General features: G+C 41.2%; 18 protein-coding genes. 2 read left to right on the forward strand and 16 right to left on the reverse strand.

Features of this window, described 5'->3' with window-relative positions; all coding sequences use genetic code 11:
- Positions 1-130 precede the first annotated feature (130 nt).
- The 12 genes from BLR53_RS18825 to BLR53_RS20360 all read right to left on the reverse strand — a co-directional run bounded on the left by BLR53_RS18825 (position 131) and on the right by BLR53_RS20360 (position 15,826).
- Positions 131-2,140, reverse strand: a complete 2,010-nt coding sequence (locus BLR53_RS18825) for a heavy metal translocating P-type ATPase (protein ID WP_244889576.1) — start codon at positions 2,138-2,140, stop codon at positions 131-133.
- Between the two features lie 266 nt (positions 2,141-2,406).
- The gene (locus BLR53_RS18830; protein ID WP_074591769.1) at positions 2,407-3,201 is read right to left on the reverse strand and encodes a phosphatase PAP2 family protein; all 795 of its coding nucleotides are present in this window, start codon (positions 3,199-3,201) and stop codon (positions 2,407-2,409) included.
- 76 nt (positions 3,202-3,277) lie between these two features.
- Positions 3,278-3,742, reverse strand: coding sequence for an MgtC/SapB family protein (locus tag BLR53_RS18835; protein WP_074591770.1), 465 nt, complete (start codon positions 3,740-3,742; stop codon positions 3,278-3,280).
- A gap of 3 nt (positions 3,743-3,745) precedes the next feature.
- Positions 3,746-3,922 (reverse strand): DUF2188 domain-containing protein, encoded by a 177-nt coding sequence (locus tag BLR53_RS20010; RefSeq protein ID WP_176763564.1) that lies wholly within the window; start codon positions 3,920-3,922, stop codon positions 3,746-3,748.
- Positions 3,919-4,539: an HD domain-containing protein gene (locus BLR53_RS18840; protein WP_074591771.1), complete on the reverse strand. Its 621-nt coding sequence runs from the start codon at positions 4,537-4,539 to the stop codon at positions 3,919-3,921. Before BLR53_RS18840 ends, BLR53_RS20010 begins: the two co-directional genes overlap by 4 nt.
- A gap of 217 nt (positions 4,540-4,756) precedes the next feature.
- Complete coding sequence (locus BLR53_RS18845; RefSeq protein ID WP_074591787.1) at positions 4,757-5,461, reverse strand: DUF1345 domain-containing protein; 705 nt, start codon at positions 5,459-5,461, stop codon at positions 4,757-4,759.
- Between the two features lie 94 nt (positions 5,462-5,555).
- Positions 5,556-7,658: a heavy metal translocating P-type ATPase gene (locus tag BLR53_RS18850; RefSeq protein WP_074591772.1), complete on the reverse strand. Its 2,103-nt coding sequence runs from the start codon at positions 7,656-7,658 to the stop codon at positions 5,556-5,558.
- Between the two features lie 39 nt (positions 7,659-7,697).
- Positions 7,698-9,656 (reverse strand): LTA synthase family protein, encoded by a 1,959-nt coding sequence (locus BLR53_RS18855; protein WP_074591773.1) that lies wholly within the window; start codon positions 9,654-9,656, stop codon positions 7,698-7,700.
- A 92-nt stretch (positions 9,657-9,748) separates the two neighbouring features.
- On the reverse strand, positions 9,749-11,032 hold the full coding sequence (locus BLR53_RS18860) for an efflux RND transporter periplasmic adaptor subunit (protein ID WP_074591774.1): 1,284 nt from the start codon (positions 11,030-11,032) through the stop codon (positions 9,749-9,751).
- 11 nt (positions 11,033-11,043) lie between these two features.
- Positions 11,044-14,967: a CusA/CzcA family heavy metal efflux RND transporter gene (locus BLR53_RS18865; protein WP_342342073.1), complete on the reverse strand. Its 3,924-nt coding sequence runs from the start codon at positions 14,965-14,967 to the stop codon at positions 11,044-11,046.
- Positions 14,933-15,418 (reverse strand): efflux RND transporter permease subunit, encoded by a 486-nt coding sequence (locus BLR53_RS20285; RefSeq protein WP_342342074.1) that lies wholly within the window; start codon positions 15,416-15,418, stop codon positions 14,933-14,935. Before BLR53_RS20285 ends, BLR53_RS18865 begins: the two co-directional genes overlap by 35 nt.
- 87 nt (positions 15,419-15,505) lie before the next feature.
- Positions 15,506-15,826 carry a DUF6660 family protein gene (locus BLR53_RS20360; protein ID WP_425312232.1) on the reverse strand — a complete coding sequence of 107 codons (321 nt, stop codon included), beginning with the start codon at positions 15,824-15,826 and terminating at the stop codon, positions 15,506-15,508.
- Positions 15,827-16,041: 215 nt separating this feature from the next.
- Between BLR53_RS20360 and BLR53_RS18870 the strand changes: the two genes are divergently transcribed.
- Positions 16,042-16,425 (forward strand): hypothetical protein, encoded by a 384-nt coding sequence (locus tag BLR53_RS18870; protein ID WP_074591775.1) that lies wholly within the window; start codon positions 16,042-16,044, stop codon positions 16,423-16,425.
- A gap of 136 nt (positions 16,426-16,561) precedes the next feature.
- Positions 16,562-16,756, forward strand: coding sequence for a hypothetical protein (locus BLR53_RS18875; RefSeq protein WP_074591776.1), 195 nt, complete (start codon positions 16,562-16,564; stop codon positions 16,754-16,756).
- A 777-nt stretch (positions 16,757-17,533) separates the two neighbouring features.
- On the opposite strand, the gene BLR53_RS18885 is transcribed toward BLR53_RS18875, so the two are convergent.
- The 4 genes from BLR53_RS18885 to BLR53_RS18900 form a co-directional block, all read right to left on the reverse strand.
- Positions 17,534-18,121, reverse strand: coding sequence for a hypothetical protein (locus BLR53_RS18885; RefSeq protein WP_074591778.1), 588 nt, complete (start codon positions 18,119-18,121; stop codon positions 17,534-17,536).
- 11 nt (positions 18,122-18,132) lie between these two features.
- Positions 18,133-18,501, reverse strand: coding sequence for a hypothetical protein (locus BLR53_RS18890; protein ID WP_143007911.1), 369 nt, complete (start codon positions 18,499-18,501; stop codon positions 18,133-18,135).
- Between the two features lie 18 nt (positions 18,502-18,519).
- Positions 18,520-19,233 carry a hypothetical protein gene (locus BLR53_RS18895; RefSeq protein WP_143007912.1) on the reverse strand — a complete coding sequence of 238 codons (714 nt, stop codon included), beginning with the start codon at positions 19,231-19,233 and terminating at the stop codon, positions 18,520-18,522.
- Positions 19,234-19,349: 116 nt separating this feature from the next.
- Positions 19,350-20,109, reverse strand: a 760-nt coding sequence (locus BLR53_RS18900) for a Fic family protein (protein WP_074591781.1), incomplete at its 5' end; no start/stop codon positions are given.

Raw genomic sequence — 20,109 nt, forward strand, 5'->3', positions numbered from 1 at the left:
CACCTAGGAAATATTAACATTAGAAGTACTAATAAAAGCGCCTCATCAAGTCTTCACGATGAGTTTGTAGAATTATATAGGCCTCCAAGGCCTACCTAAGAGTCATATTGTTTTTGATATGTAACTTAGATCAAATCTTTTTTCGCTGTATCCTAACCGCATTTAAAATAGCCAGAAAAGCAACACCTACATCAGCTATCACAGCTTCCCAAAGATTTGCAACTCCAAATGCACCCAATGACAGCACAGCAATCTTAACTGTCATTGCTAAAATAATGTTCTGCCAGACAATATTACGGGTTAGCCTACCAATTTTTAAAGCTGAGACAATCTTTACAATCTGATCATTTTGTATAACGATATCAGCCGTTTCAATGGCGGCATCGCTACCAAGCCCTCCCATTGCAATTCCTGCATCAGCAAGCGCAATGACAGGTGCATCATTTACTCCATCACCAACAAAGGCTATGTGCCTTCCTTGCTTTATCAAATCCTCGACCTGTTCCACCTTGCCTTCTGGTAAAAGGTCTCCAAAGGCATCGTCTATACCAAGTTTCTCCGAAACCTGATCTACTACAGATTGCTTATCGCCTGATAGCATAACTGTTTTGATATTTAAGTCGTGCATTTGCCTGATGCCTTCAGCTGCATCTTCTTTTATTTCATCTGCTATAGTTATATAGCCGGCATATTTTTCATCTACTGCGATAACGACTATTGTATCTATGACTTTCGCTATTTCTTTCGGGAAGTCAATTTTATATTTTTTCAGCAGTTTAAGATTACCAGCTAATACTCTCTTTCCATCCACACTCCCTGTTAATCCATGTCCAGAGATTTCTTCAACGGCTGTTGCAGACCCACTATTGGCATCATTTCCTGAGTATTCAATAATTGCCTGACCAACTGGATGCGTTGAGTTTTTTTCCAGAATTGCAGCCAGTCTTATCAATTCTTTTTCGGAAAGGCCTGAAGGCACTATTTTTTGCACCTTGAATACACCTTTTGTCAATGTTCCTGTTTTATCCATTACTATGGTGTCAATCTTTGTCATCACGTCCAAAAAGTTACCTCCCTTAAACAAAATTCCGTTTCTTGAAGCCAGGCCGATTCCCCCGAAATATCCTAAAGGAATAGATACTACAAGTGCGCATGGACAGCTGATCACAAGGAATACCAGTGCTCGATAAAGCCACTCATTAAACACATAGTTTTCAACAAAAAAATAGGGGGCCAGCGCAAGAGCCAGTGCTAAAAAGAAAACTATGGGTGTATATATCTTTGCGAATTTGGAAATAAAAAGCTGCGTCTGCGACTTCCTTGAGGATGCCTCCTGTACCATTTCCAATATTCTGCTGAGTTTACTGTTCTTAAAGAGTGAAGTAACCTTGATCTCTGAAACGGTATTCAAATTGATCATGCCTGCAAGGACGGCATCACCTTTATATTTACTATCAGGACGGCTTTCTCCAGTTAATGCAGCGGTATTAAAGGATGCTTTTTCTGACTGAAGTTCTCCGTCCAATCCCACTTTTTCTCCAGCTTTCACCTGTATGACATCATTTATTTTCACCTCAGCTGAGCCAATAAGTACAGTTTTTCCATCTTGAATTATGGTGACCTTATCGGGTCTAATATCCAGCAGGGCCTTTATGCTTGCCTTGGCACGGTCTACAGCTGCATCCTGAAACCATTCACCAATTGAATAAAATACCATCACAGCAACACCTTCAGAATATTCCCCTATATAGAATGCCCCTAGGGTTGCCACACTCATTAATACGAACTCATTAAAGATATCGCCCCTTATCGCTTTTCGGAATGCCAAAACAAGTACTCCCCAACCCGCAAGGAGATAGGCAATACTATTTACAGTTAATGAAATCCATTTTGAAAGCTTGATGCCAAATCCATAGTCCATTACAAGAACGCAGCTCAGTATCGCCAGGCCTGCGAGCAGTCCAAGATGTTGGGACCACTGTGGCTTATCGCTGCTCCTCGTTCCGTGATCATGGTCTGTATGGCTATCTTCTTCACTTTGAAGCTCTTCGGTTTCGGCCTTTTTAACCGGAGCAGTTGCACCAATTTTATTTGTCGGTGCAACTACCATAATATCCTTGTTTTCGCAGCAGTCTTTCATAATGTCATTTTTAATTATAATTTTTTAGTAATCAACTAAATTATAAATATCACAAATTTTGCTGGTATTATAGTCCAATTGTATTTGCATTGTTTATCTGAAATGTTTATAGATATCTTTTTGCGACCAGTCCACGCTTTCAAGCTGATAATGTTTAAGAACCGAAATACAGGAAAGTGTAACGAGTCCGATTTGCACTAGACCACCATCGCACATTGCTTGTCCGGCCGCTTGGACTAGGTTGTTTTTTATCAAATCTTTTCCTGTTAAAAGGATTTTACCATTCCGAACCCAATAGTGCCAATATTAAAGACCGGCGAGATCAATGTAGGCTTCCCTGATTTTCCGGATAACGTCCTTTTGATTTTTGGATATAACCAATATGAAGCCCGAGTTGACAAAACGCCAAGACCAGCGCCGGCTATGACATCGCTAAGCCAGTGTCGGTTATTATACATTCTCAAAACAGCAACAGCAGTAGCAGCCGTGTAACCTGAAACCGTATACCAGGCCGATTGGTTCCCATATTCCTGGCGAAGAAACTCTGCTGAAGCAAATGCTTCGGCAGCATGGCCGGAGGGAAAAGCATTTGGCGTACCGTCAGGCCTTGTCACAGCCGTGATCCGCTTAAGACTTTGGGTCGTAGCATTTAGAAAGATATTGGATAGCAAATAAATGCCGGTCTGGTCAATCATGCTATTTTTTCCTTTAACAGAAAACCCATTCAAAGCAAAGACTGCTGCTCCTGGGGCGAATTGCAGATAATCATCTACTATAAACTGGCGGTGGGGATGTTCACTGTAGAATTCATGTCTGGCTTCCTGGTCAAGCCGGGTGAGGGCATTGTTATTCAATTTTACAAAGCCATAAGTCAGAGCTGCCCCGGAAATGATGAGAGCTCTTAGTGGAAAAGGGTTATCTAACTCCCGAAGAGACACTTTAGCTTTTATGAATGAAGTATCAGGGTGTACAGGTTTAGTGTTTACGCCCTGCCGGGCAAAGGTGCTCGTCGTAAACAATATTGGCAGTAGGTATAAGAAATGTCGAAGGAGGCTTTTCATTTATGTAATTTCAAATGGTAAAAAGGGAAAGCGGTAAGTGTTGTCATAAAGCATAGACAATAATGCCTTAGTGTTATCATTCGTCGGTGTTTTCAATTTTATGCGCTTTCTGCATTTTGGTCTTCCATCTTAGGTACCATTTGTGATGATGGAGGCTAAGCAGGAAATAGATGGCAGCAGCAGCAGCAGCCGCGATGATTAGCATGTCCAAGCCAACGGCTACACCGATACCTGCGGTACACCATATGGTTGCGGCCGTTGTCAATCCCTGGGAACTGTTCGCTCTATCATTTTTGTAGATAATGCCCGCACCCAAAAAACCGATGCCTACCAGGATATTGGCGATAATTCGGGAAGCGGCGGCAATATCCTGAAGATGTTCACCGATAGCAGTAAATAGCGTAGCGCCCAAACAAACCGCTGCATAGGTCCTAATTCCAGCGCTGCTTCCATGCTTTTCCCGGTCAAGGCCAATAAAAGCACCTAGAACAAGGGCAACAAATAATTTTAAAACGATTGTAAATTCTTTTTCAACATCCATCTATTAACCCTCCATATTTAAAAACCATTCTTGTGCCCTCTTGATGGCCTCGTCTACAATGGACAGCTCTTTGATCTGCCCTTCTTTTTTTAATTCGTTAGCGATCTCAATCGCTTTTTCCTTTACATGGGGTTCAAGCTCACCCATTTCCAATGGAAAGTTTTCCAGTGTCCATTTCATAATGTTTTGTGATTATTTTCGCTTTCGATGCGCTTTGATAATATATCTATATTGACCTGTTTGCCCTTTTGTAGTTTGCTTTTGCAATAAGTAGTAAAAAAGCAATGGCGTTTGAGAAATTCAAGGGTAATTTTGTTCCATTCCGCACTGACCCCTATGCCTAGTAGTCGCCACTCTTCTTTCAACTGTTCATCTGTGATCAAAAATTCTTCAGTGCCCAGGTTATAAGTATCTGCATCACATAGAATCTCCTGTAGAAGGGTATTTGGTTGGTGAGGGATTTTGGTAGCCCTTATGCAGCCACTAATGTTTTCGATAATAGACTGCTCGACATCATGTCCAACCAGAAAATCTTCCATCATGATAACACTTTGTCGTTCATGGTTTTCCGGAGTTGTAAAAAGCTGTCCCATGTCATGGAACCAGGCAGCTGCAAGAAGAATGGAACGATCAGTTTCGGAAAGGTGGTAGTAGGCTGCAATTTCCACGGCCCTTTCTACCACCCGACTGGTATGCTCCAGATTATGGTAGACAAATGCCGGCTTGATGTGCTCTTTGAAGATAGCAGAGACATAAGCAGGTATCTGTTTGCTCAATAAAATTATATTACTACCCATACTATTTAATGCATTACCAATGTTTAACTAAATAATGACGTATCCTGAGTATTATGAAAGCAATCAACAGGATGGATGCGATCACAATTAGAACAACCTTAATTGCCTTTTTTAAAAAAGGTGTTGGTGGCAAGACTTCTTTAGGTGAATCATTAAATGATTTAGGCCTATATTTTTTATTTCTTTTCTTTTTCATAATATATATCTATGAAACCGATTATTTCGAGATAAGCCCGGCAATAATATTGATGCTAAGGGCTACGATGATGGTATTAAATGCGAAGGCCAAGACCCCGTGCATCCAGGCCAGCCTCCTTATCCTTTTGGAGGTAATCTGTACATCGGAAACTTGGAAGGTCATGCCGATCACAAAAGAAAAGTAGGTAAAGTCTAAATAGTCAGGTTCATCTTCGTTTGGGAATTCCAGACCTTCAGGCTTTATGTTCTTTCCATCATCATCATTATGTTCCATATTGCAGTAATACAAATGGGCATAGCGCAGCGTAAAAATGGTATGCAGTAACCACCACGAGCCTGCCACACAGGCAAGCGGGACTAAAACCATTGAAAATCCCTCATCTGGTCTTCCAGAAGTTTTTTTCAGTAGCAATAGAACCGCAAAAAGGCTGACGAAAGTAGTTATGATAACAAAGAAAAAAATAACTGTACGACTGGAATCCTGTGCATGAGCCTCATGCTTTACTTCCGCGGGATGAGAACTTAAAATGGTGATCCAGCTTAGTACCAGCGTACTGAACACATATACCAGCCACACCAGCATGTAGTGAATAGGGTCGGTAAATTTTCCTGTTGTTGCCACAAAAAAAACTGCTGCTATTCCTACCGACACATACAACTTATGGTGCGCATCGATTTGATTGATGTAATCGGCTATTCTTTTTAAACGGCTTGCTTTTGCCATAATAATATTTCTTAGTCTTAACCAGTTGACTCCCTGTTGGCCACCGTTAACCGCACCGAAAACGGTGGCCAGCCACAAGGCCCGGGGAATATCATCAGTCTTTAACAGTTTTATTTTGTTTGGGACTATTGGTTTTATTTTTGTTTTTATAGGCAAGCAGCCGAAGCGCATTACCTACAACAACCAGTGTTGATCCTTCATGGGCCATTACCGCAGGTCCAATTGAAGTTACCCCCAGGATGGTAAGCGGAATCAGAACCGCCACTACGCCAAGGCTTATCCATAAGTTTTGCTTGATGATGCTCTTTGCCTTACGGCTCAGTCCAATAGCAAAGGGTAAACTTTCCAACTTATCCCCCATAAGTGCAATGTCAGCCGTCTCCAATGCAACGTCAGATCCTGCAGCACCCATGGCAATACCTACAGTACTCTTTGCCATTGCAGGCGCATCATTTACACCATCTCCAACCATAGCTACCATTTTTTCTGATTTATCCAGTTTTTGGACAGCTTTGACCTTATCCTCAGGCATCAGGTTGCCCATGGCATCAGTAATGCCAATCTGCTTGGCGACCGCTTCGGCAACTTGTTGGTTGTCGCCGGTGAGCATGATCATCTTCTTTATACCCAATGCAGACAGCTCATTGAGTACATTTTTTGCTTCTTTACGCGGTACGTCCATTAAGGAGAGTATGCCGATGAAATCTTTATCTTGCTTGACCAGCATGGAAGTATGACCTCCTTTTTCAAGATCTTCTACCTGTTTGATGATTTCAGCAGACACCTTGTCTTTTTCAAACAATGCCTTATTCCCGATCAGGATTTTTTTGCCGTCGACCTCTGCTTGCACGCCCCTTCCGGTAATGCCTTTTACCTTACTGGCCTCCGGCAAAGATTGTTTTTTGAGTTTTTCCAGGCCTCCGTTAACAATCGCTTCCGCAAGTGGATGGTCGCTCAGTTTTTCTACGGCTATTGCAACCAGCAGCAAAGCTTCCTCAGAGGTTCCATTTAGCGGGATCACGTTGGTCAGTTGAGGTTTACCTTCTGTAAGGGTACCAGTCTTATCAAAAGCAATTGCATTTAACGAACCCAAGTCTTCCAAGGGTCTTCCTCCTTTGATCAGCACACCCCCACGAGCCGCTCTGGCTACACCGCTCAATACTGCACTTGGTGTAGAAATGGCGAGTGCGCACGGGCTGGCAGCAACTAATACAGCCATGGCCCTATAAAAGCTCTTGCTGAATGGCTCATCAATTACCAAAAAAGCAAAACACAGTACTGTCACCAAAATCAATACGAAGGGCACAAAATACCGCTCGAATTTGTCTGTAAAAAGCTGTGTTGGGGATTTTTGTTTTTCCGCCTCATTGACCATTTTTACCAGGCGGGAAATAGTTGAATCTTTGGCTTCCTTGATTACCTTGACCTCCAGGGCAGCGGCCCCGTTAATGGTACCTGCAAATACACGGTATTCGGGTTTGATATTTTTTTCTTGACTGTAATCCTTCTGTAGATCTGGTACAGGCGATTTATCTACCGGAACACTTTCCCCGGTGATCGGCGCCTGGTTAACGCTACCCTCTCCCTTGATCACCACACCATCTGCTGGTATTTTGCTATTAGGTTTAATAACAATGACGTCTCCCAGTACTAGTTCCTCAATACGGATTTCCTGTTGGCTGCCGTCCCTGATTACCAGTGCGGTCGGTGGTGCCAGGCTGGTCAATGCCTCAATGGATTTTCGTGCTTTGCTCATGGCATAATGTTCTAGGGCATGGCCCAGGCTGAACAGGAACAGCAGCAACGCGCCTTCCATCCAGGACCCTAATATTGCAGCACCGATGGCCGCTACCAGCATCAGGAAATCAATTTCAAACCCGCCTTTGAGTATAGTTTGAACAGCCTCTTTAGCAGTAAAGAAACCGCCAAAGAAATAAGCGATGATGTAAAGTGTCAGGCTTACCCATTCAGGCGCTACCTTGAAATGGGACAACCCAAAGCCAGCACCGAGGGCAGCCCCGCAGATCAATGAAAATATAAGTTCCGTATTTTTTCCGAATATACCACCGTGTTCATGACTTTCATCCTCTTGGTGCGCATCTTTTTTGCCTATCGCAGCATCATCTTGCTTATTATGGGAGAGTTTTTTTTCATCCTTTACTGATTTAACATGGAGTTCATTTTTTTTTGTTTTCATGGTTATTGGATTAAGTGTATTATAAAATGAAACTGTTATCTATTTTTTTAGCCCACCCTTGCTATATAGATAATAAGCTGTCTGATAAGAAGCTATCGCTTCGTTGATGAGCTGATCGGACACCTTCTCAGGCCGTTGCTCATTGCCTGACCTGTTGTAAAGAAAAGATTCGACCTTTCTGCGCGGACTTAAAATGACCAGGCTGTCATTTCTCATATAACCGAGCTTCTGGTAGGTTGCAATCAGTGCACGGGGCTTATAGGCACTATCCAAAACGTTAATCCCATAATTATTGTTCCTGTAGGACCAGTTCAATACTGAAAATAAAGTGGGATAGAGGTCAATCTGTGAGCAGACCTTTTCCACACGGAAAGGGGCAGCACCAGGAAGATTATAGATCATCGCAGGAATATGATATTTAGCTACATCAATTTCATTTTTCCCGGCACTACTGGCACAGTGGTCCGATACTATGATAAATATGGTATTAGAAAACCACGGTTTTGTCCTTGCCTTTTTCAAAAATTGACCGATAGCATAGTCTGTATACTTTACGGCACCATCCCGGTTCAAGCCTGATGGTATATCAATTTTACCATTGGGATAGGTAAAGGGACGGTGGTTGGATGTGGTCATTATAAAGTTGTAAAAGGGTTGCTTTGCAGAGAATTTGGCATCGGCATCCTTTAGCACAGCGCTGTATATATCCTCATCGCATATGCCCCAAGCATTTTCGAAGTTTACCTCGCTATCCGGTATCCTACGTCTATCAGTTTGGTAATCGTCTCCAATGGCCAATTTTCTGCCCCTGTCCACAAGATCGAATCCGTTATTTCCAAAATACTGGTTCATGTTATCAAAGTAACCATCGCCCCCGTAAAAGAACGTCGAACGATATCCTTTACTTTCGAAAATGCTACCAATGGTGCTGAGCTGCTTATTGTTTCTCCGACGTACGATACTGTTTCCCGGAGTTGGAGGTACAGCAAGTGACAATGCTTCCATGCCGCGTACAGTTCTTGTACCGGTCGCATACATGTTCGTAAAAAACAGGCTCTGTTTTGCCAGCGAATCCAAAACAGGCGTTATTCGCTGCTCATTGCCGAATTCTTTCATAAAATCTGCACTAAAGCTTTCCAAAACGATCATTACCACATTAGGCGTTCTCTGCTGGCCTTCCATTGCCGAAACATTTTTCCGTATGGACCGCGAGGGTCCTGTATAAGCGGAGCCTGGTGTTTTTAATAGTCGCCGGGTAATTTCAAAAGCCCGGTCATCGGGTAAAAGGGAATAGAACTGCTGGTAATTGAGCTCATTGTTCTTGAAAGCCGAAAAAAAGGAATAAACGCCCGCTTTGGATAGTTCATTTTGGTACCTGTTTTCACTTTTTTCTGCCCAGCTGTTGTCGATTGCCATAGCATAAATCGCAATTAGCAACCATATGCTTAGCGAATAGGTTAACCTGGATTTAAACCGCGTGTTAGATCCGAAGCTATTTCTAAAGGCCCCGCTACTTTTGATGACCAGCAAAATGATAATCGTTATAGTAACAACACCTGCAATCAGGTAAGGCAAAGGATAAGACTCGTTGATGTTGTTGATCACTTCATATGTGTAGACCAGATAATCGACCGCTATGAAATTGAAACGGCTTTCAAACTCTCCCCAAAAAGTAAATTCTGCGAAAAACGAAAATACCGATACCAGTATCATCAGGAAAACAATCACATAATTAACTGTTATATTAATAGATGATTTCACAAATTTCTGGGGTACAAGTAGCAGGTACAATGAGTATAGAAAGCTGAAGTACAATACTACCCCAAAATCGAAAACAGATCCCTTTAACAGTATTGTGATACCACTTGAAAATATAAGATCAGTCTCCTGGAAAGAAAGGATAGTAAATACGATCCGCATTAACAGCGATGCAATTATAAAAAATAAAGCAAATGCGTACAGAACCGCATACCGGCTTTTAAATGGGTTGAAAGTCATCAGCCATTATTTTGATTATGATACAAAGGAATTATGTCCGCTTATGCCACGAACACAATTCCATCCTGCTTATTTAAACTATATGGCTTTCTTTAATGCCCTTCATGTTCTTCGCTATTTTTAAGTTTTGATAGCAAATCATAAGCTCCCGTTAGTACCACTTTACCTTTCAGGTCCATTCCTTTGGGCAATTCCACCTGGATGTACCCGCCATCGCTGGTGCCTGTAATTACTTCCATGATCTCAAAATGAAAGGACTCACCTTCAGCTTCCTTTTCATTTTCTGATTCCTTTGCATCGTGGGCATGTCCGGCTTCTTCTGTTGCACCGTCTTTGTGTCCATCCTCTTTTCCGGCTGCCTTGGCGATAAATATGTATTTCTTGTTCTGAAAATCTACCACTGCGCCTAATGGTAGAGCCATTGCCTGGGTAGTGCCTGCTTCTATATAGGCTTTTAGGTAAGTGCCTGGAATAAAGCTTTTGCTTCCCTTAGCGATCGCATGTACTGTTATGGTTTTGTCTGATGAAATTTCTTTACCCACCAACTGGACAACTGCGCGCTGCTGAACGGTATCGGGGTCGTTGGCCAGTACGAATCTTACCCCCTGACCAGGTTTTACCTTATCTACATCTTTTTCAAATACCTTTAACTCAACGTGCAGGTTGGAATTGTCAACAATTTCAAACATGATATCATTCGGGTTAACGAATTTGCCGTTGTTCACATTCACCTTGGTCACATAGCCACTGATGGGTGCATAGATATTGATCTCGCTCCTGATGTTTGTAGCAGTTAAGCTACCTGCACTGATATTGATCAGACGTAGACGCTGTTTCAATGCATTTTCCCTGGCGTGGATGATCTGATACTGGGATTTCGCCTGTTGAAGAGTTTTTTGTGAATTAACGTTCTGACTGGCCAATGTCTGCTGACGTTTGTATTCAGAATCTGCCAGTTCTAGCTGGCTTTTACTTTCCAGGTAATCTTGCTGGAGTTGTACATATTCCTGGTTTTGCAGCACTGCGACCACTTGACCTTTGTTTACATTACTACCTGGCAACAGGGGCGTAGATTTTACAATGCCTCCCATTTGAGTGGTCACACTTACTAAATTCTGGGGCGGAACATCTATAAAGCCGTTAACTTTCAATAGGCCGCTCAAGGATTTCATTTCCGGTGAGCCTAAAGTGACACCAATCGCTTTGTATTGTGAAGCAGTGATTTCTACCGAATTTTCACTTTCCTCATGGGCTTCTTCTGCTGGGGCAGCTTTTGCTGTTTCTGCTTCTTTTTTATCTCCACCGCAGGCCGTTATAAAAATGGCCATTAATACTATTGTGGTGGTTTTAACTATATTTTGAATTGTCTTTTTCATTTCTCTGTTAATTATAATCCCATTAGGTATTGAAGTGTATAAACTGATTGGTTGTACTCGTTGACGGCCTGCAGGTAATTAAAGCGGATTTCCGAATAAGTACGTAAAGCCTGCAGATATTCAACATAGCCAATTTCCCCGTTCTGAAAAGCGATCTGCGATTGCTTTAGGATCAGATTTACATTGGGCAGGGCACTTTTTTTATAGTATTCAATGCTTCTTGCATTTTTCTGAAGATCCTGATAAGCTTGTTTGTACTTACCCTGAAGATTGGTTTCAAATAAGCCAAACTGGCTTTCGGCAACTTGCTTCTCTATCTTTGCCGCCTTTATCCGTGAGGAAAATGGCTTGAAGAAGATTGGAAGGGCAATGCCTGCCTGTACGCCCTGGAATCTTTTGCTTCCGCTGAAAAATTGGTCGCTGCCGTTTACATTTTGTGTACCTATAATGGATTGGTTAAAGTAACCAACTGTAAAATCAGGTCCTGAACGGGCCTTTTCTAAGGCAAGCGCTTTGTCTGCAATCACAATCTGCTGCCGCTGTAAAGCAAGCAGCGGGTTTGCGGAAACGGCACTATCAAGGGTAGGTATGTTAAACTCCTCCTGTCCAAACTGATCTTTAGAAACTTCAATCGCCTGCCGGGTGTTGATCAACCGCTGTAATTCTGCTGTATACGCGAGAATATCAGACTTGTTCTTGCTCATCTGGTTCAACACCTCATTGTATTGGGTTTCTGCTGTCGTGCTTTCCAATAGATTGGTTTCACCAGCCTGATATCTTAAGCTGGCTGCTTTTACAAAGTTGCTATATACCGAATCCTGGCTTTTATACAATTCCTGCAATGCCACGTAATAAGCGAGCTGAGTATAAGTGCTTTTAACCTGGTAACTCAGTTCCTTTTGGGTAACAGACAAATTGATCTCTGCACTTTTAATCCTTGCATCATAAAGACCCCGCTGGTTTCTGAACAATCCCGGGTTAGGGATGCTCTGGGAAATACTGAAATTATTGTCTCTCCTGATGCTATTGAACTGGCCATACTGAACGTCGACATTTGTTTTACCCAAATCCGTTGAACTTCCTCTCAGGGCTTGTTGCTGGCCAATTTGTAAACCAGATGTTTTTATCGCCTGGTTATTCATAACTGCGGTCTCGATCGCCTGGCTCATGGTGATGGGAATCCCGGGTGCCTGCGCTTTGGCTGCAGGACTGAAAAACAACAGACCAGATATGATTATTGCGATAGCAACGGCTGGAACAGACTTGGTTTTGCCTTTCCACTTTTCAAAATAAGTATAAAGCACGGGTAGTACGATTAAGGTTAAAATAGTTGAGGTAAGCAGACCGCCGATTACAACGGTTGCAAGCGGCTTCTGAACTTCTGCACCCGCGGCCGTAGAAATCGCCATAGGTAAAAAACCGAGAGACGCTACTGTCGCAGTCATCAGAACAGGCCTTAGCCTCAGTTCAGTTCCTTTCAATACAATTTCATTCAAAGTGTACCTACCCAATTTCTTGAGCCTGTTAAACTCGGTGATCAGTACGATTCCATTAAGTACAGCAACACCGAAAAGTGCAATAAATCCTACACCCGCAGAAATACTGAAAGGCATGCCACGCAGCAGCAAGGCAAAAATACCACCGATTGCTGCCATTGGAATAGCAGAGAAAATCAGCAGCGATTGTTTAACCGAGCCAAAAGAGAAATATAACAATAACAAGATGAGTAGCAGCGCTACCGGTACTGCCACAGAAAGTCTTTTTGTTGCTTCCCTTAGGTTCTCGAACTGACCGCCATAGGTGATGTAATAACCAGCAGGCAACTTGATCTGCTGTTCTATTTTGCCTTGGATTTCTTCCACCACACTGGCAATATCCCTTCCGCGTACATTCAGGCCAACAATAATGCGTCGCTTGGTATCTTCGCGCTGGATCTGGTTGGGGCCGATCTTAAACTCTACATCAGCAAGCTGCTCCAGTGGTACCTGATTGCCATTTGGCGCAGTAACAAATACATTCTTAACGTCATCAATACCCTGACGGTTTTCCTGAGACAGGCGAACTACCATGTCGTAACGCTGTTCTCCTTCATAGACAAGTCCCGCTGATTGCCCGGCAAATGCTGCATTTAAAGCCTGGTTCACAGTCTCTACGCTTAATCCGTATTGTGCAATTCGATCTCTGTTTATTTTAACTACGATTTGAGGAAGGCCTTCAGCTTGTTCTAGGTATAAGTCTTTGGCACCCTCAACAGAAGAGACGATACCACCTATTTTCTTGGAAAAGTCAGTGAGGGTAGTTAGGTCATCTCCGAATATTTTAATCCCTATATCCTGTCTAACGCCCGAGATCAGCTCGTTGGAACGTAACTGAATGGGCTGAGAAAAACCAAAACTTACACCGGCGACTTCCTTCAGCGCATTACTCATCTTTTCGGTAAGCTCTTCACGTGTCTCAGCGCTGGTCCAATCTTTTTTGTCCTTTAAGATGATGGTCAAATCGCAGGCTTCCATTGGCATTGGATCTGTTGGGATTTCTGCTGCCCCGATCTTACCAACTACTTCCTTAACCTCTGGGAATTTCTTCACCAGAATAGCCGACGCCTGATTTACCTTGTCAATTGTCTGGGAAAGCGAACTTCCGGTTAGTAACCTGGTCTCCACTGCAAAATCTCCTTCTTCAAGGTTGGGAATGAACTCTCCACCCATACGGCTGAAGACAAACAAGCTCACTGCTAATAAAGCGACAGAGGTGAAGGTTACGGCTTTCCTCCAATTCAGAGCTCCTTTGATCATCGGATAGTAGTACTTATGAAAGAAGTCCATCATACGATCAGAGAAATTACGCTTATGCGTTGGGTTTTTGCTCAAAAACAAAGCTGAAACCATAGGCACGTAGGTCATAGAAAGTAAAAAAGCACCGAGGATGGCAAAGGAAACGGTCTGTGCCATTGGGCCAAACATCTTGCCTTCAATGCCTACAAGGGCGAGTATTGGCAAGTAAACGATCAGGATAATGATCTCTCCAAAAGCCGCGGCAGACCTGATTTTCACAGCAGACTCAAATACCTCCGCATCCATTTCATCCTGAGTCATCCTGCCACCTTTACGCATTCCCAGATGGTGCATGGTGGCCTCTACAATAATTACGGCACCATCCACAATCAGTCCAAAATCTATCGCTCCAAGGCTCATCAGGTTTCCCGACACCCCAAAAAGGTTCATCATCGCAATGGCGAACAACATCGCCAGCGGAATCACTGAAGCAACCACAAGTCCTGCGCGGAAATTACCAAGAAACAGCACCAACACAAAAATTACAATCAATGCTCCTTCAATCAGGTTTTTGGCAACAGTGCCGATTGCCCGGTCTACTAACGCGCTCCTGTCAAGGAACGGCTCTATCACAACGCCTTCTGGCAAAGTTTTACTGATCCTGTCAATCTTTATTTTTACTTGTTTTACAACATTATTTGCATTAGCCCCTTTCAGCATCATAACAATACCACCAACAGCTTCCCCCTGAGCTTCAGGAGTGGCACGGGTCAATGCACCATAACGAATTGAGCTTCCAATTTGGACGTTCGCGATATCTCTGACCAGAACAGGTAGACCGCTCTCATTATTCTTAACAACAATTTTATTAATGTCATCTATACTGCCAACAAATCCTTCACTTCTAATAAAATAGGCAGTCGGTTTTTTGTCAATGTAGGCTCCACCGGTGTTCTGATTATTTTGCTCCAGGGAATTAAAAACGTCGTTGATACTTAAATTAAAGCTTCTTAATTTATCGGGGTCTAAAGCAATTTCGTACTGCTTCAAAAGCCCTCCGAAACTGTTTACTTCGGCAATGCCGGGTGTCCCTAACAGTTGCCTGCGGACAACCCAGTCCTGGATGCTACGCAGTTCGCGGGCAGTGTATTTTTTTTTCAAACCCGGGCTTGGCATGAACCACGTACTGGTAAATTTCGCCCAAGCCGGTAGAAATTGGTGATATCTCCGGGTTGCCTAAACCTCCCGGAATATTGTTTTTTGCCTCTGATAGTTTCTCATTGACCTGCTGACGGGCCCAATAAATATCAACGTCATCATGGAAAACTATGGTAACGACCGATAAACCAAACCTGGAAATCGAACGGACCTGCTCTATCTCAGGAATAGTAGCCATAGTTTGTTCAACTGGATAAGAAATTAAACGTTCTACTTCCTGGCTGGCCAGTGAAGGACTAAGGGTAATAACTTGCACCTGGTTATTTGTAATATCAGGTACCGCATCTATAGGAAGTTGCTTAAGGGAATATATGCCCCAGGCTATTAACGCAAGGGTAAACAATCCTATCACAAGCTTATTGTGTATAGAAAACTGAATGATCTTTTTCAGCATCGAAATTAAATTTTGTTAGATAAAAAAATGATAACGTACACGCAGGATACATTTCATCAGAAATGTCTAATGCAATGATGATTTTAACTAACTTAATTTAGGTGGCTGCCAAACATCCAGGGATGTCGCTATGACCTTAGCAGGAACGGCACTTGGATATGCTATCTCAGTAAACTTGACGATATTTAGAGAGTAATTTGTAGTGTGAAAAACCGTTGAAATACTGCAACATGCACAGGCGCAAAAGGGGGAACATGCATCTGCTGGAAAATCCTTATGGTTATCTTTTGAGGAATTACTTGAGATAGTGGTACTTGTCGTTGATTTATAAGACGCAACAACATCGGCACATGGAGCACAGCTCAATGCTACTATTATTGTACAAATAAACAAACTGAAAATTTTCACTATAAATAGTTTTGCCCAAATATATAAAACTATTGCAAATAATCAAATCGACGTCAGAAAATATCTGTGAATAGAGGTGTAAAATCTGAGGGGTTGATAATTTCCAGCGATCATCTTAGGTATCCTATAGTTCCATTAAGGCAAGAGATAAGTAAATATTTTAAAACAAAATAATTATAAAATTGTCTTTTAATAAACTAACCATCAGTTTTGCAATGAAAAATATCACAACTGTTATTCTTGCTATATTTTATTCTCTTGTTATACAGGGAGTTGACTGCGTAGCAAAAAGTTACAGCCTTGTAAATATTGATACTAAAGCAGAGCAGTCGACGTTTTTCACAGCTTCGGCTGGCACATTTCAAAAATCGGATCTTTGTAACGAATGTTATTTATTGGGAATTGGTGATCCAGCGGTAAGTAAAAATTTACTGGTTGCGCCATACCAATTTAAGATCTTCCTTGCACCCGGTTGCTCGCAATTCTATTGCAATAAGATATTCATTAAAGACCTGTGTGCCTATAAAACTTCTGTGACGGTCACACCACTTGGCAATATTATACCTATACACCTCAAAAAACAGACCTTTCTTATATAGGAAGCTTCATTTTTTCTTTCAAGCATTCTTTTGGATCAGCTGATAACAGTTGTTACTAAAGGCGTTGTAATTGCCTAAAATACTGCGAAAAATTCGCGGAATAATCAATCAATTTTTAACCATTAATTTTTAAGTTATGAACACTGAAAATTCAAAAAAAGAGACACACAAACACCCTGAACACCACGAACATGAGGAACATCATCCTCATAAAGAGCATCATGAAGGGCCTGAACATGCCGATGAAATGGAACATCACAAGGAAAAAGAACATCATACTGAAACAGAGCATCATGATGAAGACGAACATCACGATACCAAGAAAAGTTAGATATGGATGTTTTGGATTGGGCGAGGATAATACTGAGCCCATCCTTTCTATCCCCTGCAACCTCCCCATGTTTCAATCTTTTCTCTAAATTTTTTGCTGAGCCTAACTTTCGTGATGGTAAATGCTGAACAGGTTCTCGGATACCAGACTGAAACGTCTGAGACCCCGTCAGTCACACTTACAAAACCACAGGTCGAAATGTTATAAAGCCTGTTTCTTTTTTTGCCTATTATTTCGATCAAAGAATACTGCTCGATCTTTTTGTTAGCCCATTTTTCAAAAATTATAAATGTTTTTAAAACCAAACAATGCCCTGGCATTAGATAAAAATGTAACCATTGCTCAATCTTGATCTTGCAATCTGGCCCAAATTTCCACCATTATGCAGGTCTATAATTTCCCGCTGTCCAACCTGCTTTTAAAATTCATAATATTCATTGGTAATGATTTAATTAGCCATATAATCGGAATACTTAAAAAGATTGGTATGAACAAACCTATCTGTATTATCTTGTATTACTCCGTCTTCGCCAAATATAATAGCTACTTTGTAACCATTTATAGGAACTAAAACCGGGGCATTGCCTAACAGGGATTCGTTAACGCTTTCCTGCGTGATGGGCTTATCCAGGATAAAGTTTTCATCATTAAAAAAGCTGATTAGCCATTTATAAGTTCGGTTCCGTTCTCACATTACCGGATTAATAAGTGCCCTGGGGTCGTCTGTTTTATAAAGCCTATGGTTAGCATATATAATTATTATTTAAAGTCTTACGCTTAATTTTCTAAGTTTTCGGCTACTTGTGTTTCCTCTACAATAAAGTTTCTTACTGCATTATCTCCAAACATGCTCTTAAGCTGTGGATTCCATTCGTACTTGTCCGAAGTAAGCTGATCACTCCAAAGTTTGATTGTGTCGTTCAAAAAGTCGTGAAGCTTTTTAATGTAATTCTGACATACTGAAAAATCAACCTCAATACCAAAATCATCTGCTACACCTTTTTCCCAAATCAAACCTTCCAATGGTTTATAAAAACCTGCAACGGATTGGATATAGCAATCTCTGTCGTACAAATTTTCGTCGCTTGGCCCACCTTCCATAGCCAAAAGAAAACCAGTTGTTACTTCTCGGCTAAGACCTTTAAAAGAATATGTTACCTTCACTATATAAGCCCAGTCATAGTAGGAAGAACAAACCTCAATTTTACGATAATTGTATGAGCGGGTTACCAACGCCTGTTCTTCAAGTAGGTATTCGGCCATTCTATCCAAGTTAATATCGTTGTAAATAAAATCAACCAGTTTAACTATTTCCTGATTGGACAAGCTGAATATATCCCGACAGTAATATTTTGTTGTTTTCATAGCTATATTTTTTAAGTGTTTACTATACCCTTATATTCTTTGTATAAGTCCTCTCCCATTTGCTTTATTACAAATTCCTCTAAGCCTAAATCATTTTTTTCATTAACATACCTGGTGAATGGTAAAGCGGTCTTACAATATTCAAAACCTTTATTTTTCATGTCATTACTTATTTTTTCGGGCAACCCATCTAACCACTCCTTAAAATCATCTTCGGTTGGCAAATAGCCCTCGGCCTTAGTATGATAGAGGTAAACAGCATTACCATAATTAAACATCAACTCATGATATCTCCTTTGCTCATTCGGGCAGGAAATCAGAAAATCATTTTGCTGCTGATTGCAGGTTTCCAAAGGATGTTTTACTTTAATCGTTCCCATATCACGCATTTCAAAAGTTTAAAGTATAAAGTTAAAATTTAACAGTGTATTTAAGGCTGTTTCTCTATGCTTCTGTAATTCTGCATGTGTTATGCCTGGCTTATTTGCAAGCACATGAAATTCCTTAATAATTCTTTCTGCTGTAGTCCAGTTGAATGAATAAGCATAGGTTTCGCCTTTAAGCTTAACTGTTAATATTATTGGTGTTCGCTTTAGATCGGCATAGGTCAATGAGGCTATACGTTCACATACCCTGTTAAATTCTCTACTGCTTTTATCGGTAGTATGATAGGCAATGTCATATTTAGCCAATTGCCTTGCTCTAAAATAGTCTCTGCTCTTGCTTTTCTTTACTTTTACTTTTTTCCTTTTTATTAGTAGATTTACAGGCAACATTTCCTCGAGATAATCGGGGTACTGTTTGGCAATTTCCTGCATACAGAATAATCCCCACTTTTTAAATGTTCTGCGAACAAAGTTTTTACGCTTAGTGTTTTGAATTTGATTAACACGGCTTTCTGCACGCTCTAAGGTCAATGTAAACGGCTTTTCTCTTTCTTTGGAATGGATTGCAGCACGAACGATCACCTTTACTATAGGTGTTATATCGTGGTCTAAAAGGCTAAATAAGTCTGCCCAGGAATACTTGTTGAGTTTTAAGATAAATTCCTCTATCAAGTCTTGCCCTGTGAGGCGGGGTAATTGTAGGGGTTCAACTGCTATCTGTACCATATTAAATATCATTTATATAAAGATACAAAAATATCTTTATATCTTGATATCAAATTGCGGTTTTTTGAAGATTTTTCTTTTAGTTGTTTAAAAGGGTTTTGATATATTTATATCAATCAAAACATAAGGGTAAATCCTTTACCCCTTTTAGGTTTGTCAATTTCTTCAAACCTACTGATCTCGGCTTGCAGAAGTTTACCATATTCCTTGCTCATAAAATCTCTAAAGAATTTGATATCGTTCTTCTCGAGCGATTCATTTAGAGCAGTAATGTATTTGGGTTTGGATTCGTTATGAACGATTGCAAGTGGTAAACCATAGAAAGATTGTACATAGTTCATCAGTAACCTTGAAGTTCTTCCGTTACCATCGTACCAGGGATGTATATTGACAAGGTTATAGTGCGCATCAAAAGAAAGATTGATCTGCTCTGATAACTTTAGAGGCTTTTTCATTAACTCCCTCATTTTACCAATCATATCATTTAGCAGGGGAATAACTTTATTGTAATTAGGAAAGTAAGTACTTCCTGCCTGAACATTGCCTAATCTTAATTCTCCTTTTGTTGCATCGACTGTACCCAACATGGTATTATATACCTGTCCAGTGTTACATATAACCAGGGAATTTATTTCTTTTAAAAGTTCTAATGATACTGGCCTTTTCTCTTTTGCCTCCTTTAAGGTAAATAATAAAGCAGCGTAATGATCGGTAGCCATTAAGGTATCGTGTAAAGCTTTATTATTGGGTGTCAAGCCGTCTTCCAATAAAACCCTTGTTTCAAGTTCTGTTAAGGTTGAGCCTTCAATTTTAGTGGAATGGTGAACGATGGAAATTAAATTGAATTTCTCATGGTCTACAACTTCGGCTATGCCC

The sequence above is a fragment of the Pedobacter antarcticus genome, assembly GCF_900103515.1.
In the GTDB taxonomy this organism is placed as follows: domain Bacteria; phylum Bacteroidota; class Bacteroidia; order Sphingobacteriales; family Sphingobacteriaceae; genus Pedobacter; species Pedobacter antarcticus.